A 23525-nucleotide genomic window follows, 5' to 3' on the forward strand; every position below is an offset into this window, starting at 1 on the left:
AGCAAGTTCTTCTCTTGTCCAATTGCAATGGCATGAATAAGAAAAGTGAATGCAACTCATATTAATACAAGAGCTACTTGTGTTATGCTAGGTGTAACATTTTCCGGTAATCACCGGTATGTAATGAAGTGAGCGATCTGAGACAACTATGTCTCATGAAAGGAGTTAGTATGGCAGTAACAACTAATGAGGGTTGGAATTTAGATAATAGTTATCAACGTTTACCAGGCTTTTTTTATTCTCGTATCCAGCCGACACCTGTAGACGATCCCGAAGTCGTAATGTTTAATCATGCTTTAGCATCAGAGCTTGGATTGGATGCTTCTATTTTAAAGGACAGTGCAGATCTTTTTTCTGGGAATCGCCTACCAGAGGGAGCACTCCCGATTGCTCAAGCCTATGCAGGACACCAATTTGGGCATTTTACCATGCTTGGGGATGGCCGGGCGATTTTACTTGGCGAGCATATTACCCCTGATGACCAAAGGCTTGATATCCAATTAAAAGGAGCGGGAAAAACACCATATTCGCGAGGTGGTGACGGGCGAGCAGCTTTAGGACCAATGCTTCGTGAATATTTGATAAGTGAGGCAATGCATGGATTAAAGATCCCAACAAACAGAAGCTTAGCAGTTGTAACAACTGGTGAATCGGTCGAGCGTGAAGTGGCGTTTCCCGGAGCGATTTTAACAAGAGTAGCAAATAGCCATCTTCGTGTTGGTACATTTCAATATGCGCGACAATGGGGAGACAAAGCGGATTTGCAAAAATTAGCAGACTATGCAATAGATCGTCATTATCCTGAGCTGAAAAACGATGATCATAAGTATGTATCTCTTCTAAAAGCAGTGATCAAGAAGCAAGCGCAATTAATAGCACAATGGCAATTAGTCGGTTTTATTCATGGGGTTATGAACACCGACAATATGACGATTAGTGGAGAAACAATCGATTATGGACCATGTGCATTTATGGATACGTATGATAAAAGAACGGTATTTAGTTCGATTGATGTTCGTGGCCGTTATGCTTATGGAAATCAGCCTGATATCGGCGGTTGGGACTTATCCCGTTTTGCCGAAGCGATCCTTCTATTAATGGATGATGAGGAAAATAAAGCACTCGAAAGAGCCCAGGAAGCTATTAAAGAATACTTGGATCTATATGAGGAAAATTGGCTTACAGGAATGAGAAAGAAATTAGGTTTATTTGATGAGAAAGAGGAAGATAAAGAGCTGATTCACCGCTTATTAGATCTGATGGAGCAGCATCAAGCAGACTATACTGACACATTTCGTTCCTTAACATTAGATCAATTGGATCAAAAAGTAAGGCTTTTTCAAGCAAATGCATTTATGAAGTGGTACGAGAAATGGCAGGCACGCTTAGCAGATCAGCCTGAAACGACTGATCAGGCACACGAATTAATGAAAGCAAATAACCCATCCATTATACCAAGAAATTATCTGGTTGAAGAAGCGTTGGAAAAAGCAGTAACGGACGATGACTATAGCTTGATAAAAAAGTTATTAAATGCTTTAGCAAATCCTTACGCTTATTCGGAAGAGCAAGAGGAATTTGCGGTTTTACCACCTAAACCAGACGAACCATACCAGACATTTTGTGGAACTTAAACGCCTTTCGTATAGCACTCCAAAAAGTAAAAATTATCTTTTTGGGGTGTTTCTTTATAGAAATGATTCTCACTAGCAAACTCCCCACTAGTTGGAAGAATTACTTGAGATTGATTAATGAATAGGTTTTTGAAATAATAGTTTATAAGATTAAAAGAATATAAATATTTAGTTTTGGGAGGATATTTAAATGAGTATTACATTGAAAAATCCTATTTTTTGGTCAGATGTACCTGATGTTGATGTGATTAGAGTAGGAGACGCTTTTTATATGGTAAGTACGAGTATGCACTCGATGCCAGGATGCCCAATTATGAAATCGCATAACTTAAGAGATTGGGAGATTATTTCTTATGTGTATGAGACGTTAGAAAATAATTCAGCACATCAACTATTAGACAGCAAAGGTATATATGGGCAGGGACAGTGGGCTACGAGCTTGCGTTATTACAACCATACTTATTATCTTTGTTTTTCAAGTAATGATATGCAACAGTTCTACGTTTATCAAACCAAAGATATTGAAAATGGTCCATGGACACGATCGGTAATCGAAGGTATTTACCATGATCCAGCATTGTTATTTGATCAAGGACGAGTTTTTGTGATTTATGGATGCGGTGACATTCGCATAACTGAATTAACAGACGATGTAACAGCGGTCAAATCTGGCGGAATAGATCAATTATTACTCGAAACACCTAAGGAAAATATTGGTTTGCGATGTGAAGGTTGTCATGCCTATAAGCTAAATGGTGTCTATTATTTACTTTTTATTGAGTGGCCTACTAACGGAAACAAGCGGAGAAGGCAGGTTTGTTATCGATCAACGGAATTATTGGGAGAGTATGAGCGAAAGGTTATTTTGGACGACGACATGGGTTATCACAATAAAGGGATTGCGCAAGGAGCTATTTTTGATACACAAGATAACGAATGGTACGCAATGCTGTTTCAGGACCATGATGCAGTGGGAAGAATTCCGTATATTATCCCAGTAGAATGGAAAGATGGCTGGCCGATGCTTGGTGTTAATGGTAAAGTACCGGAACAATTCGAAATGAACCTTCCTGATAATGAAGCGAAACCATTAGTAATCAGTGATGATTTTGAATATGGGAAAAATGAATTAGCATTAAATTGGCAATGGAATCATAACCCACATCATTCGTTGTGGTCGGTTACAGAAAGACCAGGTTATTTACGACTTACAACCGGTCATCTTGTTACCAATGTCTTAACAGCACCCAATACATTGACACAACGAACAGAAGGGCCTGTATGTAGTGGGATGATACACCTTGATGGAGCCAATATGAAGCAGGGAGATTTTGCAGGGCTTATCGCGCTCCAAAGCAATTTCGGCACGGTTGGTCTAACACGGCGAGAAAATGGTGAGTACAAGATAGTAATGACGATAAATAATGGCTACGGACAGGAAAAAATAGTGGAGGAAAAAATTTATTCTAATGACCAAGCTTACGTAAAGATTGTCTTTAATTTTGATGATAGTGTCGATCAGGCAACCTTCCATTATTCGGTTGACGGGCACGATTGGCATTCAATCGGTGAGGTGCTGCAAATGAAATATACGTTAGATCATTTTATGGGTTACCGTATCGGGATATTTTATTACGCTACTAAAGAAACAGGTGGCTATGTAGATATCGATTATTTTGCATATGATAGAGGAAGACGTCTGATCATGGAAGAACGTTATTCGTAAATATTCCGATAATATATTGGTTTACCAAATAGCAATTTGAGTTATGTTTCGATAATTCGCTTCATAAAATGGTATAATGAACATAACTAACTATTTGAGGAATGGACGTATATGATGGATCAATATCAAACTGCTGAGAAGAAAGCACATACTTATTTTCAAGCATTAGTGAAACAACTAGAGGAACCACGATTTACTGATAAATTAAAAGAAGAGTTACAAGCATACCAACAAAAGAAGAAGAAATCACTTTTGAATTATGACAATATAGCATTTAAACAAAGTAATCTCTTTCTTCAACAGCTTGCGCAAAAAGGAATGTTGAATGACTATGTACAACGGAGTATAGCTTATATATATTTGCGTGATTTGGGCAGAGATATCACTTCTCCCAAGATGCAACAAAGAATCAAATCCGTTACAGAGGATGTCACCGCCTATTTACAACATCATACTAATGAAGAATTATTCAGCTTGGAGAAACTCTATCGCCTTGCGGAAAAGGAATCGTTGGAAGCAACCTTCTTTTGGTTAATGAAGAAGTTACGTTACGTTTCCTCTCTCATTCCAGAAGGGTTAGATAAAGTACATGCACAGCGGAAATTAATCAAAATAATTGCCGGAGTATTAATGCATGAAATAGAAGAGCTACAGGGAGAAACAACAAGAGAAGTAAGGGTAAAACAATTGGATAAAGCGATTCGGATTGGCTATTGCTATGGACTCACCTATCCATTTATTGATGACTTATTAGATGCTAACATTTTGTCCAATTATGAAAAAAATCAGTTTGCGGCGCTTATTCGTCATACTTTGCGGACCGGGGAGGTTACTCCTTTTACTGCATGGGATGGAGATAACCGAGAGATAGTGGAACCGATCTACCGCGAATTAACGGACGCTTTTATCTATTTGGAGAAAAATCAACAAACGGATAATTTGGATAAATTTTATCAAAATGCCTATTTGTTCTTTCATGCACAGGAAATAGATCGAGATAAGAGTTTAGCACATGCTGAATATACGAACGAAGAGTTATATATCCCAATTATATTAAAATCTTCCTCATCCAGAATGATTGTTCGTTCATTTCAAACATTCTCAGCGAACGATAAGGTTGAGGAGCATATGTTTTATTACGGGATTTACAATCAACTAGCAGATGACTTGGCAGATATCGATCAAGATCTATTATCCAATAGTGTTACACCATATACTTATTATCTTCGCTATCATGATCAGCGTCCGGAGTTGATTAACCCTTTTGCTATGTATTGGTCGGTCATCTCTTATTTAATTCATCATGTGTATAAAGATGATGAGAAAACCCGTGAAATTATTTTAGATCGGGTTATCAATGGTCTGAAACGATTAAGAAAGCGCCTAGGCAAGCATCAGTATGAGGAATTACTACAGACATTTTCACTTGGTCATACTTTTACTGCATTTTTACAAAAAATCGTAGAGCGAACACATAATGTTGCTTTCTTTGACAAGCTGCTCCGTGACAAAATGGTTGAAACCATAAAGCAACAGGAAAAAGAGAAAGTGACATTCCGCAAAATGTTAGACGATGCACGAGTAGCGATTAATCAATTCTTAGCTATCAAAACGACAGATCACGATTTAATTATAAATGCGGCGAACTATATGTTAGAAGGAGATGCCAAACGTATACGGCCAATAATGACTTGGGTGATGGCCACCGAAGGATTTGGCTTGTCTGGTAAGGATGTTATCCCATTATTGAAAGCAATTGAATATATGCATACTGCATCATTAATTTTTGATGATCTGCCTTCACAGGATAATGCTCCAATACGTAGAGGAAAGCTGACATTGCATGAAAAATATAGTAGTGCAGTGGCAGAATTAACTGCTCTATGGATGACGCAAAAAGCAGTGCAGGAACAGACAAAATTGCGAGCATATGATGCAGATAAGATTTTGGATCTGATCAACTATTCGACTCAACTGACCCAAGAGATGTGCAGAGGACAAATTTTGGATCTTGATGCAAAGGGAAAACAATTGTCTGTGGAGGAATTAACTAGACTTTGCTTATATAAGACAGGAATGGGCTTCGAAGCATCCTTAATGATGCCTGCAATTGTTGCAGGTGCTAGCCAGGAGATAACAGAGTCAATCAGGCAATTCGCTCATCATGCAGGAATCGCTTTTCAAATTAAAGACGACTTGTTAGATCTCGAGGGAGAGTCAAACGTTCTAGGCAAGGAAGCTGGAATGGACAAGAGAAATAACAGTTCTACGTTTGTAACGATTCTAGGTGAGGAGCAGGCACAAAAAGAAATGTGGAAACACTATTTTGCTGCAATAGATGCCTTAGAAAATTTCCCTGACGACATCTCTTTTTTTAAGCAACTCATGCAATATATCGTGCAACGAGACAAATAAAAACCTGTTCCCCACTTAAGGGGAACAGGTTCTCTATTTTTCTTGACGTTTTATTTTTAAGAATTTGTTCGTTTCTGCGACAACAATGCCAGATAAGGCTAACAAACCAATCAAGTTTGGAAAGGCCATTAAACCGTTCATCACGTCGGAGAAGTTGAATACGACATCCAGTGATACAACTGCACCGATAAAGATGAAGGCGATAAAAATATAACGATAAACTTTGACCCCTTTAGCACCCATCAAGTAATGGACAGATTTTTCCCCGTAGTAAGACCAACCAAGAATGGTGGAGAAAGTAAAGAACAGTATACCGAATGTTACGATATAAGAGCCTGTTGTACCTAGGAATTGAGCAAAGGAAGCACTAGTTAATGCAGAGCCATCCAGTCCGCCATCCCATTGACCTGCCATTACAATCGTAATACCAGTAATCGAACAAACAATAATGGTATCGAAGAAAACTTGCGTCATGGAAACTAATGCTTGTCTGGCAGGATAATCAGTTCGAGCAGCTGCAGCAGCAATTGGTGCAGAACCTAAACCGGCCTCGTTAGAGAATACACCACGTGCTACACCATAACGGATTACGGTACCAAGTATACCACCACCAACTGCGCTACCAGTAAAAGCATCTTCAAAAATAAAAGAGATGGCGCCAGGAACTAAATCAAAATTTAAAACAATTAAAATAAGTCCACCTAAGATATAAAAGGCACCCATAACAGGAACAAAGAAAGCCGTTACTTTACCAATACTTTTAATACCGCCAATGATAACTAATGAAGCTAGAACAGTAAAAATAATACCAGTAACAAATGGACTAATAGAAAAAGATTCCTCTAAAGAGGACGCTGCAGTATTTGATTGTACCATGTTCCCAATACCGAACGCAGCAATAGCAGCAAAAATCGCAAATAATACCCCTAATGCTCTACCAAGCTTCTTGTTTTTTAATCCACGTTCTAAATAGTACATAGGACCGCCGGACATTTCGCCATTTTCATTTTCAACACGGAATCTAACGGCTAATAATGCTTCGGCATATTTAGTAGCCATCCCAACTAATGCGGTAATCCACATCCAGAATACTGCACCGGGACCTCCTGCTACTACTGCTGTTGCTACACCAGCGATATTACCAGTACCAATTGTGGCAGCCATCGCCGTTGTTAATGCTTGATAATGACTGATATCCCCTTTTGAAGTCTTATCTTGGTTTTTACTGAAGGATAATTTTAATGCATACGGTAGTAGTTTAAATTGGATGAATAAGAGCCGGAAAGTTAAAAATAAACCAGTACCGACTAATAAGATAAGTAGAGGTGGCCCCCATACCCAACCGCCTATCTCACCAAGTATTTCTGCCCCTTTTTCATTAAATCTAGTTAACCAATCCATCCTGTTTCCCTCCCATTATTTGTTGTGAAGCTTATTATAAAATTATTCCAGTAATCACAAGAGAATGTCAATAGTAGAGATAAAGTTTTTAACAATGAAAAAAGTATACAAACGTCTCCAACTTATGAAACGTTTGTATACTTAATCAACCATCATACTCTAGTAATATTTTGAACTAAAGTAAAAAATAAAAAGAATTAACCCGCCGAAGCCGAACACATATGTTAACAAAATAGGATTGAAAAGTAGTGGGTGTTTCGATGTTGCTTTTGTGTCTTTATCATGTTCGCCCTCTTGCTGATTCACCATTCTGCCTACTTTCAATGTATAAAGAAAGGAAATAAGCGCTATGATGAAACTGATAATCCCTAAGCCTATAATCATATAAACATCACCTGTCTTTTTTCTTAACTTGATCAATTTGTAACAGGATTATACATAGATGAATCATTTTTATTTCTTGTAAAATATGTTATAGTAAAAATAATTAGCAGTAGGTACTAACACCATATATCAAGTATCAATAGGAGGGCATTATGGAAGATTTATTAAAATTAAGCGGTAAAAATGTCGTTGTAATGGGTGTGGCAAACGAGAGAAGTCTTGCATGGGGTGTAGCAAAATCGCTTCATCAGGCAGGGGCAAACCTTATTTTTACGTATCGAAAGGATCGTTCTTTAGCAAAATTAACGAAATTATTGGAAAAAACTGATCTAGATGCAAAGTTGGTACTTCCATGCGATGTTAATAATGATGATAGCATAAAAGAAGCGTTTCATAAAATTGGTGGTGAGGTAGGAACCATCCATGGTGTAGTGCATTCGATCGCATTTGCACATGGCGAGGACTTGAAAAACCGTTTCGTTGAAACAACACGAGATGGTTATGCATTTGCGCAGGATACAAGTGCGTATTCATTAATTGCCGTTGCACGTGAGGCGAAGCCATTCATGACAGAAGGCGGATCGATTATGGCGATGAGTTACTTAGGTGCTGAACGAGTGGTCCCGGGCTACAATGTTATGGGGGTTGCGAAAGCAGCTTTAGAATCTGCTGTTAAATACCTGGCAATGGATTTAGGAGAGCATAATATACGGGTAAATGCAATTTCTGCTGGTGCGATCAAAACCTTAGCAGCAAAAGGTGTTCCATCGTTTAATGAAATTTTACACAAAATCGAAGCAGAGTCACCGTTGAAACGAAATGTTACACAAGAAGAAGTAGGGGATATGTCATTAGCGATGCTAAGCCATTTATCCAGAGGTGTAACAGGAGAAATTGTGTATGTTGACTCTGGCTATAATATCTTAGGATAAGGAAAAAGACAAACAGACCACCCTGGGTTTGTTTGTCTTTCTTTATCTATATTAATCTGTTAAGCGGTCTTGGAAGCCTCTTGCTTTTCTTCTTCTAATTGTTTGCTTGAGCTAAACAACCGATAGATCGCCGGGATTAATAATAGAGTGATGAACGTAGCGAAAAGTAATCCCGAAATAATGACGGTAGCCATCGGTGCTTGATAGTTACTCGACATTCCTGTTGTAATGGCTAGTGGTAACATACCGGCAGCAGTTGTAAAGCTGGTCATAAAAATAGGTCGCATTCGATTTCTTCCAGCCTCCACCAGTGCTTCTGTAACAATATATCCTTCTTTTCTTAGTTGTTTCGTACGATCGATAAACAAGATAGCATTATTTAGTACGATACCGATCAGCATAATGATCCCCATTGCAGATAATGCACTTAATTCACGTTGTGTAAAGAACAAACCTAAGATCACCCCTACAATTGTCATCGGGATAATAGACATGACAATAATAGGATGGAATAAGTGATTAAATTGCACCGCCATTACTAAGTACACAAGAAAAATAGCGATACCAATAATTGTTAAAATCTCCATCATTAATTCTTGCTGTTGTTCTAAATCTCCCGCAATATCAATTTGATAGCCTTCTGGCGTATTAAAATCGGCAATTAGTTGTTGTACATCTCGGTTAACAGAACCTAAATCAGTTCCTTCTATTTCACCTGATACCACTACATACCTTGATCCATCAACATGAGCAATTTGATTAGGAATTTCAGTCGTATGCAGTCGGATAAATTCAGATAATTTTTTATTACCTTCTTGTGTTGGGATGTTCATATCTAATAAGGCACTTTTATTAGCAATTTTATCATCCCACTCTATTTGAAGAGGAATTTCCTTGTCATCGACAACTACTTCATCAATAGACATATCCAAAAATGCTTGTTCTATATAATTCTTAATAGAGAGAGAACTAATTCCACTTTCTTTGATGGCATCGTCTTTCAATTCTATCACTTCTTCAAGCGAAGTGCGTTCTCCTGAGTGACTAACACCGACAATTCCGGGTATTGCTTCTAGTTCGGTGGCGAAGTCAGCTGCAATAGATGATAGTTCTTCTAATTTATCTCCTTTCACCATTACTTGGACAGGCAGACCGCCACCACCTGATAAAGCGCTTTGCACAGAATTAATCGGTTGAGTGTCCTGCAATTCGCGTAATGATTTCAGAATTTCTTCATTTACTTCTTTTTGCTCTCTAGTAATATCATCTCCTTTTGTCAGGTTAATGATATTGTATAATACACCTCCGTCATCCATTACATAACTAGCTTCCACATCCTGAATGTCATTTAGTTCCCGGTTAACTTCATTGATGACATCATTTTTTTCAGTGATCGATACACCAGGTTCTAATTCAATCATTAATTCAGCATAACGGTTATACACGTCTGGCATAATAGTCATTGGTATCTTTGAAACTAAAAACAATGAACCTGCCAACATGAAAATAAATAGGCTGATGATGGCGAAACTGTTGCGTCTCTTCTTGACAATCCATCGGGCTAATTTTGTGTAGCTGCTAATAATCCATCCATCTTTTGTTTCAGCATGACCTCTTTGAATTTTCAAGAAGCGATCAGCAAATGTTGGAATTACGGTAAATGAGATAAAGGCAGAGCTGACTAATGTGATAGCAACAATCATCGATAAAATAATCATAAATCTTCCAATATCACCGCTAATTAATCCAATTGGTACAAAAACAACAATGGTTGTTAACATAGAGGCAATAACAGCGGTAGCTACTTCTTTTGTTCCTTCGAGTACCGCTTCTAATTGACCCAAGCCTTGTTCTTTCTTTCGATAGATCGATTCTAAAATAACGATCGAAGAATCAACCATCATCCCAATTCCTAGACCTAATCCAATTAGCGTTAACATATTAAAGCTATAATCAAATAACGACATAGCAATAAAGGTAAGTAAAATAGAGGTTGGTATCGCAAACCCGATAACTAAGGTTGCTCTTATATTACGAAGAAAGAGAAACAGAATAAATATCGATAAGATTGCTCCGATAAGAATGTTGACTGCAACTCCGTTAAGTGCTTCTTCTACATAATCGGCTTCAGCTACTACTTCATTTAACTCAAAACCGTGGATAAGCCCTTCATTGCGTATCTTTTTTATTTCATCACGAACGGCACTAGCCATATCAATTTGGGTAACATCAGCTACTCGACCGATTTGAACAAAAATAAAATCTTGTGATCCGTTTTTCCAAACATTCGAATTGCTCTCTTGTTGCTGGAGGGAAATTTCCGCAATATCCTTTAATGTAATTGTAGTGTGGTGAGTTTGGATTGGAATATCCTTAAGGCTTGATGTCGAATCTAATGCAGACACCCATCTTAGGGACGGACTTTCTTCATCATCCTCTAATTGGCCGAGGGCAGCTTCGTTGTTTACCTCCTGTATGGTTGTAATAACTTGCTGGATGTCGAGCCCTTGTTCGATTATTTCATCTCGGTCAAAAGAGATAATGATCTCTTGTTTATAGCCCCCTTCTAAAGCAACATTACGTACTTCTGAGAGGTTTTCCAATCTAGGTTCTAATATATTTTCAGCGAATTCGGTTACTTCAGCCATGTCTTCGCCAGATACATCGAGATAAAATTCATAATCTCCCTCTGTACTATATTGAGCAGCGTGGTAATCTTGAATATGACCATTGGTAGAAACTGCGGTGTTGATAGTTTTTTCAATTTCTTGAAAAACCTCGTTTCCACGGTCTGTTTCCATCGTAATATTCATATTACTTCGTCCGATATAAGAGGTAGAGGTAACATTGTCTACACCATCAATTCCTGCAATTTCTTTTTCTATTGGGTTGGTAATGGTTTGCTCGACATCGAAAGCAGACATATCTCCTGCCATAATATCAACATATGCTGCATCCAAATGGACCGATGGCATTAGCTCCCTATCCAGCTTTAGTATGGATTGAACCCCTAAAACTAAAATAAGTACAACAATTAAACTAACAAGGATCTTTCTTTTTACAATAAACGCTAACCATTTCAAGATATCTCCTCCTGGATAATACGGTATTTTTGTACTAGTTCTCTGTAAGTCCACTGCAAGAATTTTATGTAGGATGCTATGTAAGGTGGGACTTGTTCTTTCTCTCTGGCAATATTATTTTAAACCTTCATTATCCAATTAGATATCGCTCTTTGGGCGTAACTTATATAAGTCTAGAGTTTTAGTATATTTATCATAGTGTTAACCGTCCGTAATACCACCACTTCAAGTCTTGCGTGATAACAGGAAGCAAAGTGTGATAAATGGACGCTAACGTTTCACTTATCCATCAGTATGGAGCTAGAAACCTCAACTATGTGCTATACTAATGTTGTTACATATCTTCTAGCACAACCTTAAAAGAAAACTATTTTGGTGGTATCAAGAATGAAACGATTATTATTAGTGATGTTATTGTGTTTAACCGGATGTTATCCAGCAGGTGATCAAGCTGGATTACCAATGAAAAAAGCTTCTCAGGCACAAACGGTAGAAAAAGAATTAATCTACCCTGATCAGCCATTGGATCGGTTTTGGAACATTACAGAAATAGATTTGCAGGCTAGCTCTGTTATTTTAATAAATGCCGAGACCGGTCATGTTATATACGAGAAAAAAAGTGATATACCATTACCTACAGCAAGCATGTCAAAAATGATGAGCGAACTACTTGTTCTGGAAGCAATAGATAGTGGGGAAATTGATTGGGATAGTGAAGTAGCCATCAGTGATTATGCATATAATATTTCTCATCATCCTGGATATGCCTCAGTCGATTTAACGAAAGAACAACGTTATACAGTGAAAGAATTGTTTGAAGCGATGGCTATTCATTCTGCAAATGGAGCAACGATAGCATTAGCGGAAGCTGTTAGTGGTAGCGAAAAACATTTTGTCCAACAAATGAACCAGCGGGCACAAGAATTACAGTTGGAAAATACGGAATTCGTCAATAGTACTGGATTAGATAATTTGCATCTTGGGGACTATTATTCTGTTGGAAGTGTAGAGGATACGAATACAATGTCTGCACATGATTTAGCGATGCTTGCTCAATATTTAATCGATCGCTATCCTGAGTTATTGACCATCATTGAGCGCCCAGAATATAGGATGAATGATCGTTCCTATCGAAATACAAATTGGATGCTTGAAGGGGAATTAGCTTTTGCTGGAGTAGACGGCTTAAAAACAGGGTATACCGATCTTGCTGGCTATTGCTTTACCGGAACGATTGAGAGGGAAGGTGTAAGGCTTATCTCAGTGGTGATGGGAACATCATCAGAGATTGCACGCTTTACCGAAACAACCGCATTATATGAAAAGGCCTTTGAATGGATGGAAACACACTAAAAAATAGTAGCTCTATATGAAAAAAACCAGGTATTAATTTGCCTGGTTTTTTGTATCTATTCTTCTTTTCTACAAATAATAACATTAAATGATAACAAAAAAATGAGGTAGAGAAAATGCGGAAACTTAGAAACAATATTAAAACTAAAGGAACTCAACAACCTAAACAAGTGCCAAGCAGGGTAGATATTTTGTTGGAAAATAATAGATCTGTATTAAAAGATATATTCAAAAGCAGCGTTGATATCAAATTCCGAGATCTGCAGCTACAGGACAAAAAGAACACTCGTGCATTTATTTGTTATACAGAAGGGCTAGTTAGTGGTGAATATATTCATAACAATGTTATAGAACCATTATTAGGAATGAAGATTAATGAGATAGAATCAGTCGGTAATTCATTTATTTCCTATGTAAATTTAGGGATTATTAAGGCATCATCTGTTAATAAAACATCTCAACTAGACGAAGCTATCGAAGAAATACTTCGTGGACAAACGGCAATATTTATTGATGGCTTTGAAAGTGTATTAGTAGTTTCAACAGAAGATTATCAGACTAGAGGAGTAGAAGAGCCAGACACAGAATCCACAGTAAGAGGGTCAAGAGAAGGGTTTAATGAAGTTATTGTCACTAATACATCTATGCTTCGTCGAAAAATTAATAATCCACATTTAGTCTTTGAAGAATTCATTATTGGTGGAAATACCAAGACAAAAGTGCGAATTGGCTACATTGATGGCGTAGCAACAGAAGAGTTAGTGGAAGATGTGAGAAAGCGTCTTAAATCGATTAAGACTGATGTAGTATTGGAGTCGGGTTATTTAGAGCAATATATCGAGGATCATCCTAAATCAATCTTTCAAACGGTCGGAAATAGTGAAAAATCAGACAAAGTCGCAGCTAAAATATTGGAAGGGCGTGTAGCAATATTGTGTGATGGGACGCCCTTTGTCCTAACAGTGCCTTATTTATTTATTGAAACATTGCAAGTTCCAGAAGATTATTACTCAAGTGTTTACTATGCTACATTAATTCGTTTAATTCGTCTGCTTGCTTTATTTCTAACTGTTTATACTCCAGCAGTTTTTGTGGCTGCATCTACTTTTCATCACGAGATGGTCCCTTCGTTATTATTAACTACGATGGCAGCTGCTGAGGAAAGAGTGCCTTTTCCAATTTTATTAGAGGCCATAATTATGATAGTTATTTTTGAACTACTTCGAGAGGCTGGAGTACGCATGCCTCGACCAATTGGTTCAGCTGTTAGTATTGTTGGTGCATTAGTAATTGGGGAAGCTGCGGTCCAGGCAGGGATTGTAGGTGCCCCAATGGTTATTGTGGTAGCATTGACAGCTATTACCGGCTTCGTTGTCACAGCGATTAATGATACCCTTATTTTAATTCGGTTTTTTCTACTGCTTTTATCAGGAACCTTTGGATTTTATGGATTATTAATAGGGACCTTATTCCTAGTTGCCCATGTATGTTCTTTGAGATCATTTGGTGTTCCTTATCTGACACCACTAGCACCTGCAATGTTGAAAGAATGGAGAGATTCTTTCTTTCGAGCATCATTGAAAAAATTACAAAGTAAGCCAGAGTCTCTTATGAAAAAGAAAATTTAAATACACCGTAGGAGTGAAAGTAATGAAAAAGCTAATCCCTTTGGTGATAGTAGTCTTGTTGACAGGTTGCTGGGATGTGAAAGAGTTAACAGAAATCGGGATAGTAACAGCAATGGCAATTGATAAAGATGAGGATTCGGGAGAATATATGCTTACAGCACAATACTTAAGACCATCAGCAGAAAGTACTTTTGCACCTTCGCAGGGTGAGCCTTATTTAATCATCTCTGTCACAGGAAGGTCAATATCTGAAATGCTTAGGAAAACAAGTCATAAACTTGATAGAGACGGCTTCTATGCACATAACAAGGTAGTGATTGTTAGTGAGGAAGTTGCCAAAGAAGGATTGTTACCTTTATTTGAAACATTTCAGCGTGAGCAGTTAGTGCGAAGTTATGTATGGCTAGGAGTGACAAAGAATACAACCGCTAAATCTGTTCTTGAAAAGCAAAAAAATAGCATCTCAAAGATTTCTGCTGATTTTCTCAGTAGTTTATTTGAGAATGCAGAGCATGAAACTGTTTCCTTTAATTTATTGAAATTATATAAGCAATCACTAAGGCAAGGACAAAACCCAGTATTAGGTGTAGTAACTTTTGATCAAAGTGAGAGCGAAGAAGTAGATGTTCATTTGTCTGGAGGAGCAGCATTTAATAAAGACAAACTTGTAGGATATATGTCCGAAATAGAAACGATGGCATATAACTGGATCGTACCTACTAACGATAACAACCAGGAAGGAACATTTACTTTTCCTTATAAAGAAGATAACTACGTTACACTGAAAGTAATAGATGTCCATTCAAACATTAAACCAAAAGTAATAAATGAGAGAGATATCTCCTTTACAATAGAAATAAAGCAGAAAGTTAAAATTACAGAACAGCAAGAATTAAAGAAAACAGAAACGAGAAAGGAAATTGTTGAAGTAGTTGAAAAATTCGAGAAACAAACAGAAAAAGAAATAGAAGCTCATGTTGGAAAAGTCATTGCAAAAGCCCAAGAAGAGTTCCAATCTGATATTTTTGGGTTCGGGGCATCATTGCGCAATCGATATCCAAAGGTATGGAACAAAATAAGGGATAATTGGAATCAAGAATTTGCGGAAGCTTCTTATGAAGTAAAGGCGGAGGTTGAAATCTTAAATTCTGGATTGTTACAAGGCTCTTTACACCCCAATGAATGAATTAGCGAAAATATCCTCTGAAAATATGGTATATAAGCGTGAGTATTAGTAGAATAGCATAAACGATACCTCCAATTAGTAAGAAGCTTAAGATAAAATCTGCTTTAAGTACATCGATATCTAAATGCATCGGAATCCACCTTTTTCTATGGTGACTTTTTCACTATAAGGAGAAAGTCACCATTTATTGTTTACGTTTCTTTTTTACTTGGATAATGAGCAGAATTAATAATGGAAGCAGTGAATATAACAAAATACTAAAGACCCCACCTTCCATGCCTTTCCACCTTTGATCATCTAAATTATCAAACCGTAATATCGAAAGCAAAGGAAGCAGTAAACCAAAAATAACAATAATCCATTTAGAATTAGACTTATTCAATAACCAAGTAAACACTAGGGTAAAACCATAAAAATGTATAGCTGTTTTATAGAATCCTCCAATAAATATAATAAATACACCGATAATATCTAGATTAGTAAATATCATCGCAATATGAATAGAGAGCATTACTTCTAACAAAGGTATTTCTGAGATTGCTGCTAGTTCTGAACCGAGGACAGCAATAAAGACAATTTGGGCGATTAATAATAAAAACGTTGAAACCGTAACAGCAATAAATGTTGTTTTGCGAATATATTCTTGTTTATTGACATAGTGCCAAATGGCAAGAAACACTACCATCTCACCGAAAGGAAAGGCTACAACCCTTGGAATTTCAGTGAGGATCGGTTCTATTCCTTCACCTAAGATTGGCAATAAATTCCCTATCTCAAATTCGCCAGAAATCATATTTAGAAAATAAGCAGCAAGTAAGAAAAAGAATAGGCATGGTAGAAATATTTCAAGCGATCTAGCAACAACTTCAATGCCTTTATGTAAGAGATAAACCATCACGATAATGTATATGTAAAGAATGACGAGAAGTGGTGTATTAGGTAGTGCAGCCATTTTGATCAGTGCGCCAAATTCATAGAAATTATGTGTTGCCTGACTAAGAAAATACATACTGTATAGAAATAATAATGGTTTAGCTAGAATGACCCCTAAACAGTCATTTAAAATCTCCGCAAAGTTTTGCTTTGGATAATATTTAGGAATTTGAGTGTATACCCATAATAAAATAAAGCTGAGAACAAATGACAGTAATATAACTATCCATGCATCTTTTTTAGCTCCAATACCTAAAGCAAATATAGTGGTACTGCCAATTTCAAATGTAACGATAAGGGCAAAAAGCTGTGTGTTTGATATTTGTCTCATATCTCATCCCCCATTGTATAGTTTTGGCACTGTTTTTGATTAGGTATAGTTTTAATATTTTTGCCATTATTGCAGAAAAATATAACGAAATACTGCAAGTGTAAGTCATTACAGGAACGTGCTATACTTATGGCTAAGATGGAAAAAAGGAGTATGAACAATGGCACATAAGGGCTGGATTATTTATAACGGAAATCTTGATAGTCAGAAGTTTTCAGAACAAGTAGAATGGTTACAACAAACAGCAGAATCGTTTGATTTTGAAATAGAACCAATGAAAAATAATGAGCTGCTTGTCATGATTGATCAGGGTAAAGCAAGGATCGAACCAGCTAAGGAATTACCAGATTTTGTTTTCTTTTGGGACAAGGATTTATTTTTAGCGAAACAGCTGGAACAACAAGGCGTGCGTTTGTTTAACCGAGCAAAAGCGATCGAAATCTGTGATGACAAAGCATTGACTTATCAACAACTTGCTGGTAACGGTATTCGTATGCCGAAAACGATCATTGCTCCGAAAGTCTTTTTAAGCCTCGAAGATACAAGTCATTTGCCACTTGTGATAGAAAATCTCGGTTTTCCAATGGTTATTAAAGAGTCATTTGGATCGTTTGGAGAGCAAGTGTACCTGATAGAGGATGAACAGCAATTGCTGGAGAAGGTAGCTGAGTTGAAGCATAAGCCGTTTGTTTTCCAAGAATTTATTCAGTCAAGTTTCGGGAAGGATGTTCGACTTAATGTTGTTGGTGACGAAGTAAGAGCGTCGATGTTGAGAAAATCCTCAGATGATTTTCGTGCCAATGTTACGGCAGGTGGAAAAATGTACCCATATCAGCCATCTAAGGAAGAACAAGCGTTAGCCATTAAATGTACGAAGCTAGTTGGTGCAGATTTCGCAGGAGTTGATCTGCTGTTTGGACAAGATGGTGAACCGATTCTTTGTGAAATTAACTCCAACGCTCATTTTAAGAACATTTTTGACTGTACAGGCGTTGATTTGACAAAAGATATGATGGCATATATTAAGGAGACTATTTCATGAACGGTTGGCTAATTTATCGAGTGAAGGATGCCGAAAAGAATCGTGCATTTATTGATTGGATGCAAGCAGAAGCAGCATTACTTGGAATAACGCTTCAGCTTGTGATCTATCATGAGCTGACATATGGCATTAAAGATGGTCGCCTCTTTATTAATTGGAAAGGTAGAGAGAAACCTGATTTTGTTATCATGAGGGCAATTGATCCGCTTCTCTCAGCACAATTCGAATGGCTGGGCATCCGAGTTTTTAATAATTCAAGAGTTGCTTCTATTGCCAATGATAAAGCCAACACCCACCAATTATTTGCAACCCATGGGATTCCGATGGTCGACACACAATTTCTGAATAGAGAGGAATTAAAAGAAGGCACATTCCGCTTTCCTGTCGTCTTAAAAGCAGTTAATGGAAGAAGTGGCAGTGAAGTTTATTTACTCAATTCGTTAGATGATTTGCCACCTTTAACAAGTGAGCGATTCATTGTGCAATCGCTGGCAACTCCGGGAAGGGATCTCCGAGTCTTTGTGATGGGGAAGAAAGTAATTGGCAGTGTACTTCGCGAATCGAACATCGATTTTCGGGCAAATTATACGCTTGGCGGTAATGCTAGCTTATACCAACTATCCTCGGCTGAGTGTGAGCTGGTAGATAAAATTATTACTATTTTACCTGTAGATTTTGCAGGAATTGATTTTGTCTTTGATGACCATAATCGCCTTCTGTTAAACGAAATAGAAGATATTGTTGGTAGTAGGACAATCACGAGCTTAACAGATATCAATATTGCACGGTTATATTTGCAACACATTATGAAAGGTGTCCAATAACAGAGAATAAAACCACAAAGGAGTTGTAATAAATGCGTAATGAGCAAGAAATGATGAAAATAGTGCTTGATTTTGCTAAAGCAGATGACCGAATCCGTGTGGTCGGAATGAATGGGTCACGAACGAATCCTAATCTTCCTACGGATCGTTTTCAAGATTATGATATCGTGTACTTAGTAACAGATATGAAATCATTTCTGGAAAACCGAGACTGGCTTGATTTTTTTGGTGAGCGCATGATCATGCAAACTCCTGAGGAATCCACATTATTTCCTGCCACATTAGGTAACTGGTTTTCCTTTTTAATACAATTTAAGGATGGAAACAGAATTGATTTAATGCTTATTCCTCTGGAGGAATTAGACCTTTATTTACAAAATGATAGTCTTACAAGCATATTATTAGATAAAGATCGTTTGATAGAAAATCGACCAATACCAGATGAGAGCAGTCATTTTGTTAAAAAGCCTACCGAACAACAATTTATTGATTCCTGTAATGAATTTTGGTGGGTAAATCCTTATGTAGCCAAAGGTTTATGCCGTGGAGAATTTCTATACGCTAGTCATCATTTGGAGAACATACTAAGAGGAGAAATACTACGAATGATGGCATGGAACGTCGGTGTTGAACATCATTTTAAAGTGAATATTGGTGCTGCTTATAAGTTTCTTCATCATTACGTGGATGACGACGCCTTCGAGGCTTTACAAGCAACTTATCAGTTAGATACAATCGACAAATGTTGGGAAGGATTATTTCTAATGCAGCGGCTATTCCAACAATACACAAAGAAGCTAGCGAATGAACTTGGCTATTCCTACCCCTCTCATTTTGAAAGCGTTATCCCGTACATTCAGCAACTTCATCAAGAATTCGTTAAATAAATTGTATGGAGTAATGATCCATATCCCTCACGAGTAATATACTTTCGTACTTGTGAGGGAATGAATTTATAACGGGGCTAAACGTCTGTAAGACCTACACTGATCATTGGCTCCCTTTATTTGTCTCTTTTACCCATCAACCCATAGAAGAACAACGTGATAATATCTTCTGTTAAAGGTAAAATATAATCACTAACCTTGTCATTCTTCAAATATTCTTTAAACATATGAATGTACATCATGATTGCTTCTGTTGAAACATCCTGATTGATATACCCCGTTCTTTTCCCTTCCTCTACTAGCTTTGTGAATAAAGGGATCGATTTTTCTTGATAGATCCTGTCAATATAGGACCCTTTATTAGAAAAATCGTCCATTATGTAGTGATATAGTTCCTCATTTATTTTTGCAGCATCATCCGTTTTGTTGAAAGTAATTTGTTCAATTTTTTCAGGGAAGCTGACATCACTATCGAGGATATTTTGAAATTTTTGATATTCCTTCTCGACAAAATAAACCATTGTTTCATATATTAGGTTTTCTTTGCTATCAAAATAATTATAGATTGTCACCTGAGAGACATTTGCTTCACTAGCAATTTTTGCAATGGGAACACTTTTTATTCCTTTATCATTAAAAAGTTGAAGGGATGTCTCCAGAATTTTATTTTTTTTACGTTGGGTTCTTTTTTCAAATCCGTCCATTGTTGTCACCTCTTATATAGTATTTTAAGTTAAATTATGAAATATAACAACGAATTTATTTCAAAAAAACCTTGATATAAGTCATATCCTTCTATAATATGAAATATATAAGGTAATATATTTCAAAACTTAGGAGGTTTTGATATGAAGATGATTGAAATAAAGGGAGTAACGAAGAAATTTGGTAAGTTTACTGCTCTTAATGGAATTGATTTAGAAGTGAAAAAAGGGGAAGTATATGGCTTCATTGGACCGAATGGTGCGGGGAAGTCAACGACCATTCGCGTGTTATTAGGAATTATTCAAGCAACCTCAGGAACAGCGACAATATTTGGTAAGGATGCCTGGAGAGATGCAGTAGAGATTCATCAGAAGGTTGCTTACGTACCGGGAGATGTATTTCTTTGGGAGAATTTAACCGGTGGAGAGATTATTGATACGTTTCTAAAATTACGTGGAGGAATTAATAAGAAGAAGCGTGACACTTTAATTGATCGTTTTCAACTTGATCCACGCAAAAAAGCTGGTACGTATTCAAAAGGAAACAGACAAAAGGTTGCATTAATTGCTGCATTTGCATCTGAGGCAGATTTATTTATCTTAGATGAACCGACATCTGGACTAGATCCTTTAATGGAAAATATTTTTCAGCAATGTGTAGAAGAAGTGAAAGATGAAGGGAAAAGTGTTCTGTTATCCAGCCATATTTTATCCGAGGTGGAAAAACTTTGTGACCGTGTCGGCATTATCAGACAGGGGGAAATGATTGAAACTGGTACGTTAGATGAATTACGCCATTTAACAAGAACGAACATTATTTTGGAAACAGAGAAGTCTGCTACAGACTTAAGCAACCAACCAGGTGTTCATCAATTTACAGAGGATGCTGGCGTATATTCATTCCAGGTAGATCCTGAAAAATTATCAGACGTCATGCTGAAGGTTGGGGAGTTAGCTGTTAAACGTATTGAAAGTACACCACCAACATTAGAGGATTTATTTATGCGTCATTATGAAACAGATGGGGTAGCAGAAAAGGGGTGATAAAATGCTTTTCTATCAATTGAAATTTTTACTCAGATTTAATTGGCGGCAAAATTGGCTTGCTAGCATCATTTGGACATTGTCAGTTGTGGGGATTACCGTTATCATAGCAGGTGCTTTTGTAAATCTATTTGGATCGGAAGCAGAAAGGAATACAATGGCCCAAACGCTTGAGAATCCTGCTATGGTTGCGATGGTTGGACCGGTATATGGCATTGACAACTATACGACAGGTGCGATGATGGCAAATCAAATGTTATTGTTTACTGCTATTGTACTTGGAATTATGAGTATATTAATGGTAACCAAGCTAACTCGGAAACAAGAAGAAGAGGGTAAATATGAATTAATTCGCTCGATGCCGGTGGGACGGTTATCAAGCTTGAGTAGTGCGTTAATGTTAGTAGCATTGGTTAATGTGGTTATCGGTTTAGCAACAGCGATAAGTTTAATTGTTGTAAATGTAGAAGGAATCGATGTGGAAGGATCGATCATGTATGGTGCGGTTTTGACGGTGACAGGATTAATGTTTACCGGGATTACTGCTGTCATTACCCAGTTGACGGAAACATCTAGAGGTGCATTAGGCATATCAATCGCGGTTTTACTTGTCACCTATTTTGTGCGGGCAATTGGCGATGTCAGCAGTGAAGTGTTAAGTCTTGCTTCCCCATTAGGTTTGGTTTTGCGCGCGGAAGTATATGTAGAAAACTATTGGTGGCCCATTATTGTTTCGGTTGTCATCACCTTGATATTAACCATTCTTGCTTTTTATTTGCATAACCGACGAGACTTAGGTGCAGGTCTACTACCATCCAAACCCGGGAAAAAAGAAGCTTCCAAACTGTTATTATCACCACTTGGTTTGCTTTTACGTTTGCAGAGGACACAGATTATTTCTTGGCTGGTAGCAATGGTTTTTTTAGGTGCTTCTTATGGATCGGTCTTAGGTGATTTAGAATCATTCTTTGCAGACAATGAAATGTTTCAACAGCTCCTTGGTGATCATCCAGCATATACCATGACGGAACAATTTATAACGATGTTAATGGTGATTTTATCCATATTTGCGACCATTCCTATGGTAGTTTCGTTTTTGAGAGTGCGTGGGGAAGAGAAGAAAGAGCGCAATGATCATCTACTAACAACAGGTATATCGAGATATACCTTATTAAGCCACTATCTTGGCATATCAGTAGTAGTCGGAGTAGTTTCTTTATTTATTGCATTATATAGTATATGGGCAGCTGGATCTGTCGTAATGAATGAGGCCATTCCATTGGAAAATATATTGAAGGCGGGAATGTCTTATTTACCTGCGATGCTAGTCATTCTTGCAATTGCTAATCTGTTATTTGCTTTTGTACCGAAATGGACACCGTTAGTGTGGGGATATCTGGTATTCTCCTTTTTTACTGTATATTTAGGTGGAATGATAGATATACCAGAATGGTTAGCAAACATTTCAAGTTTCAACCATATCCCACAACTCCCGGTAGAAGAATTTACGTGGACACCGCTAATCGTATTAATGGCGATTGGGATCATTGCTTTAATCGTTAGCCAATTCGGCTATCGAAACCGAGATGGAATCGAGGGGCAAGGCTAGGCATCAATTTTTAAGGAGTAGGGGGCATGTATGCTGCCCTCTTTCCCATATTCAGGAAAGATGAACGTCCAAGGCATGCTTGTGTTCGCTGGCAGGTATAGCCTTTTTTCCTCCATTTGTTGGCTTGCTAGCTGTTTGCCTTCTTGAAATAGTTGGATGTTGATGTTGGTTAAGTCAGCTTCGGTTGATTCGAAGTTATGAATTAATGTCGTGATGAGCAAATCATTTCGATGATTTACTGCGCTTCGAATGGGTACAAACGTAACACCGCCGTCAGCATCCGCTTTTGTTTGGTCAAAAATCTTCTTTATTTCTAAACGATCTTGTTCACTAATCGTCCTGTTCCATGCATCCTCTAAAAATAATCTCTGCATCAATAAGCACCTCCATTCATCATTCTATCAGGAAA

General features: G+C 37.4%; 18 protein-coding genes. 12 read left to right on the forward strand and 6 right to left on the reverse strand.

What is annotated here, in order from left to right; genetic code table 11:
• Positions 1–170: 170 nt before the first annotated feature.
• The 3 genes from ACTNEP_RS12085 (at position 171) to ACTNEP_RS12095 (ending at position 5775) form a co-directional block, all read left to right on the forward strand.
• Positions 171–1634, forward strand: a complete 1464-nt coding sequence (locus tag ACTNEP_RS12085; RefSeq protein ID WP_441162268.1) for a protein adenylyltransferase SelO — start codon at positions 171–173, stop codon at positions 1632–1634.
• A 190-nt stretch (positions 1635–1824) separates the two neighbouring features.
• Entirely contained in the window at positions 1825–3360 is a 1536-nt protein-coding gene (locus tag ACTNEP_RS12090) for a glycoside hydrolase family 43 protein (RefSeq protein WP_441162269.1), read from the forward strand.
• A gap of 114 nt (positions 3361–3474) precedes the next feature.
• A complete protein-coding gene (locus ACTNEP_RS12095) occupies positions 3475–5775 on the forward strand; it encodes a polyprenyl synthetase family protein (RefSeq protein WP_441162270.1) in 2301 nt (766 codons plus the stop codon).
• A 33-nt stretch (positions 5776–5808) separates the two neighbouring features.
• On the opposite strand, the gene ACTNEP_RS12100 is transcribed toward ACTNEP_RS12095, so the two are convergent.
• A complete protein-coding gene (locus ACTNEP_RS12100) occupies positions 5809–7176 on the reverse strand; it encodes an alanine/glycine:cation symporter family protein (RefSeq protein WP_441162271.1) in 1368 nt (455 codons plus the stop codon).
• Positions 7177–7335: 159 nt separating this feature from the next.
• Complete coding sequence (locus ACTNEP_RS12105) at positions 7336–7560, reverse strand: hypothetical protein (protein ID WP_441162272.1); 225 nt, start codon at positions 7558–7560, stop codon at positions 7336–7338.
• A gap of 152 nt (positions 7561–7712) precedes the next feature.
• Between ACTNEP_RS12105 and fabI the strand changes: the two genes are divergently transcribed.
• Positions 7713–8492, forward strand: a complete 780-nt coding sequence (gene fabI, locus ACTNEP_RS12110) for an enoyl-ACP reductase FabI (protein ID WP_441162273.1) — start codon at positions 7713–7715, stop codon at positions 8490–8492.
• Positions 8493–8551: 59 nt separating this feature from the next.
• Here fabI and ACTNEP_RS12115 read toward each other — a convergent pair whose 3' ends face one another.
• Positions 8552–11575 carry an efflux RND transporter permease subunit gene (locus ACTNEP_RS12115; RefSeq protein ID WP_441162274.1) on the reverse strand — a complete coding sequence of 1008 codons (3024 nt, stop codon included), beginning with the start codon at positions 11573–11575 and terminating at the stop codon, positions 8552–8554.
• A gap of 387 nt (positions 11576–11962) precedes the next feature.
• On the opposite strand from ACTNEP_RS12115, the gene ACTNEP_RS12120 reads away from it, so the two are divergent.
• From ACTNEP_RS12120 to ACTNEP_RS12130, 3 genes are all read left to right on the forward strand, one after another.
• Positions 11963–12928, forward strand: a complete 966-nt coding sequence (locus ACTNEP_RS12120) for a D-alanyl-D-alanine carboxypeptidase family protein (protein WP_441162275.1) — start codon at positions 11963–11965, stop codon at positions 12926–12928.
• Positions 12929–13044: 116 nt separating this feature from the next.
• Positions 13045–14556 (forward strand): spore germination protein, encoded by a 1512-nt coding sequence (locus ACTNEP_RS12125; protein ID WP_441162276.1) that lies wholly within the window; start codon positions 13045–13047, stop codon positions 14554–14556.
• Between the two features lie 22 nt (positions 14557–14578).
• Entirely contained in the window at positions 14579–15742 is a 1164-nt protein-coding gene (locus tag ACTNEP_RS12130; RefSeq protein WP_441162277.1) for a Ger(x)C family spore germination protein, read from the forward strand.
• Between the two features lie 184 nt (positions 15743–15926).
• Here ACTNEP_RS12130 and ACTNEP_RS12135 read toward each other — a convergent pair whose 3' ends face one another.
• On the reverse strand, positions 15927–17006 hold the full coding sequence (locus tag ACTNEP_RS12135) for a GerAB/ArcD/ProY family transporter (RefSeq protein ID WP_441162278.1): 1080 nt from the start codon (positions 17004–17006) through the stop codon (positions 15927–15929).
• A gap of 160 nt (positions 17007–17166) precedes the next feature.
• On the opposite strand from ACTNEP_RS12135, the gene ACTNEP_RS12140 reads away from it, so the two are divergent.
• From ACTNEP_RS12140 to ACTNEP_RS12150, 3 genes are read left to right on the forward strand one after another with little or no spacing between them, the layout of a single operon-like run.
• On the forward strand, positions 17167–18048 hold the full coding sequence (locus ACTNEP_RS12140; RefSeq protein ID WP_441162279.1) for an ATP-grasp domain-containing protein: 882 nt from the start codon (positions 17167–17169) through the stop codon (positions 18046–18048).
• Entirely contained in the window at positions 18045–18872 is an 828-nt protein-coding gene (locus tag ACTNEP_RS12145) for an ATP-grasp domain-containing protein (protein ID WP_441162280.1), read from the forward strand. Before ACTNEP_RS12140 ends, ACTNEP_RS12145 begins: the two co-directional genes overlap by 4 nt.
• Positions 18873–18904: 32 nt before the next feature.
• A complete protein-coding gene (locus ACTNEP_RS12150; RefSeq protein ID WP_441162281.1) occupies positions 18905–19759 on the forward strand; it encodes an aminoglycoside 6-adenylyltransferase in 855 nt (284 codons plus the stop codon).
• A gap of 116 nt (positions 19760–19875) precedes the next feature.
• On the opposite strand, the gene ACTNEP_RS12155 is transcribed toward ACTNEP_RS12150, so the two are convergent.
• Positions 19876–20463, reverse strand: a complete 588-nt coding sequence (locus tag ACTNEP_RS12155; RefSeq protein ID WP_441162282.1) for a TetR/AcrR family transcriptional regulator — start codon at positions 20461–20463, stop codon at positions 19876–19878.
• Positions 20464–20607: 144 nt separating this feature from the next.
• Between ACTNEP_RS12155 and ACTNEP_RS12160 the strand changes: the two genes are divergently transcribed.
• Together ACTNEP_RS12160 and ACTNEP_RS12165 are read left to right on the forward strand one after the other, a co-directional pair.
• Positions 20608–21507, forward strand: coding sequence for an ABC transporter ATP-binding protein (locus ACTNEP_RS12160; protein WP_441162283.1), 900 nt, complete (start codon positions 20608–20610; stop codon positions 21505–21507).
• A gap of 4 nt (positions 21508–21511) precedes the next feature.
• Positions 21512–23116 carry an ABC transporter permease gene (locus tag ACTNEP_RS12165; RefSeq protein ID WP_441162284.1) on the forward strand — a complete coding sequence of 535 codons (1605 nt, stop codon included), beginning with the start codon at positions 21512–21514 and terminating at the stop codon, positions 23114–23116.
• Here ACTNEP_RS12165 and ACTNEP_RS12170 read toward each other — a convergent pair.
• On the reverse strand, positions 23113–23490 hold the full coding sequence (locus ACTNEP_RS12170; protein ID WP_441162285.1) for an SLAP domain-containing protein: 378 nt from the start codon (positions 23488–23490) through the stop codon (positions 23113–23115). The two genes, ACTNEP_RS12165 and ACTNEP_RS12170, sit on opposite strands and share 4 nt — an antisense overlap.
• Positions 23491–23525: the final 35 nt, after the last annotated feature.

The organism is Gracilibacillus sp. HCP3S3_G5_2 (assembly GCF_052063305.1).
GTDB lineage: Bacteria > Bacillota > Bacilli > Bacillales > Amphibacillaceae > Gracilibacillus.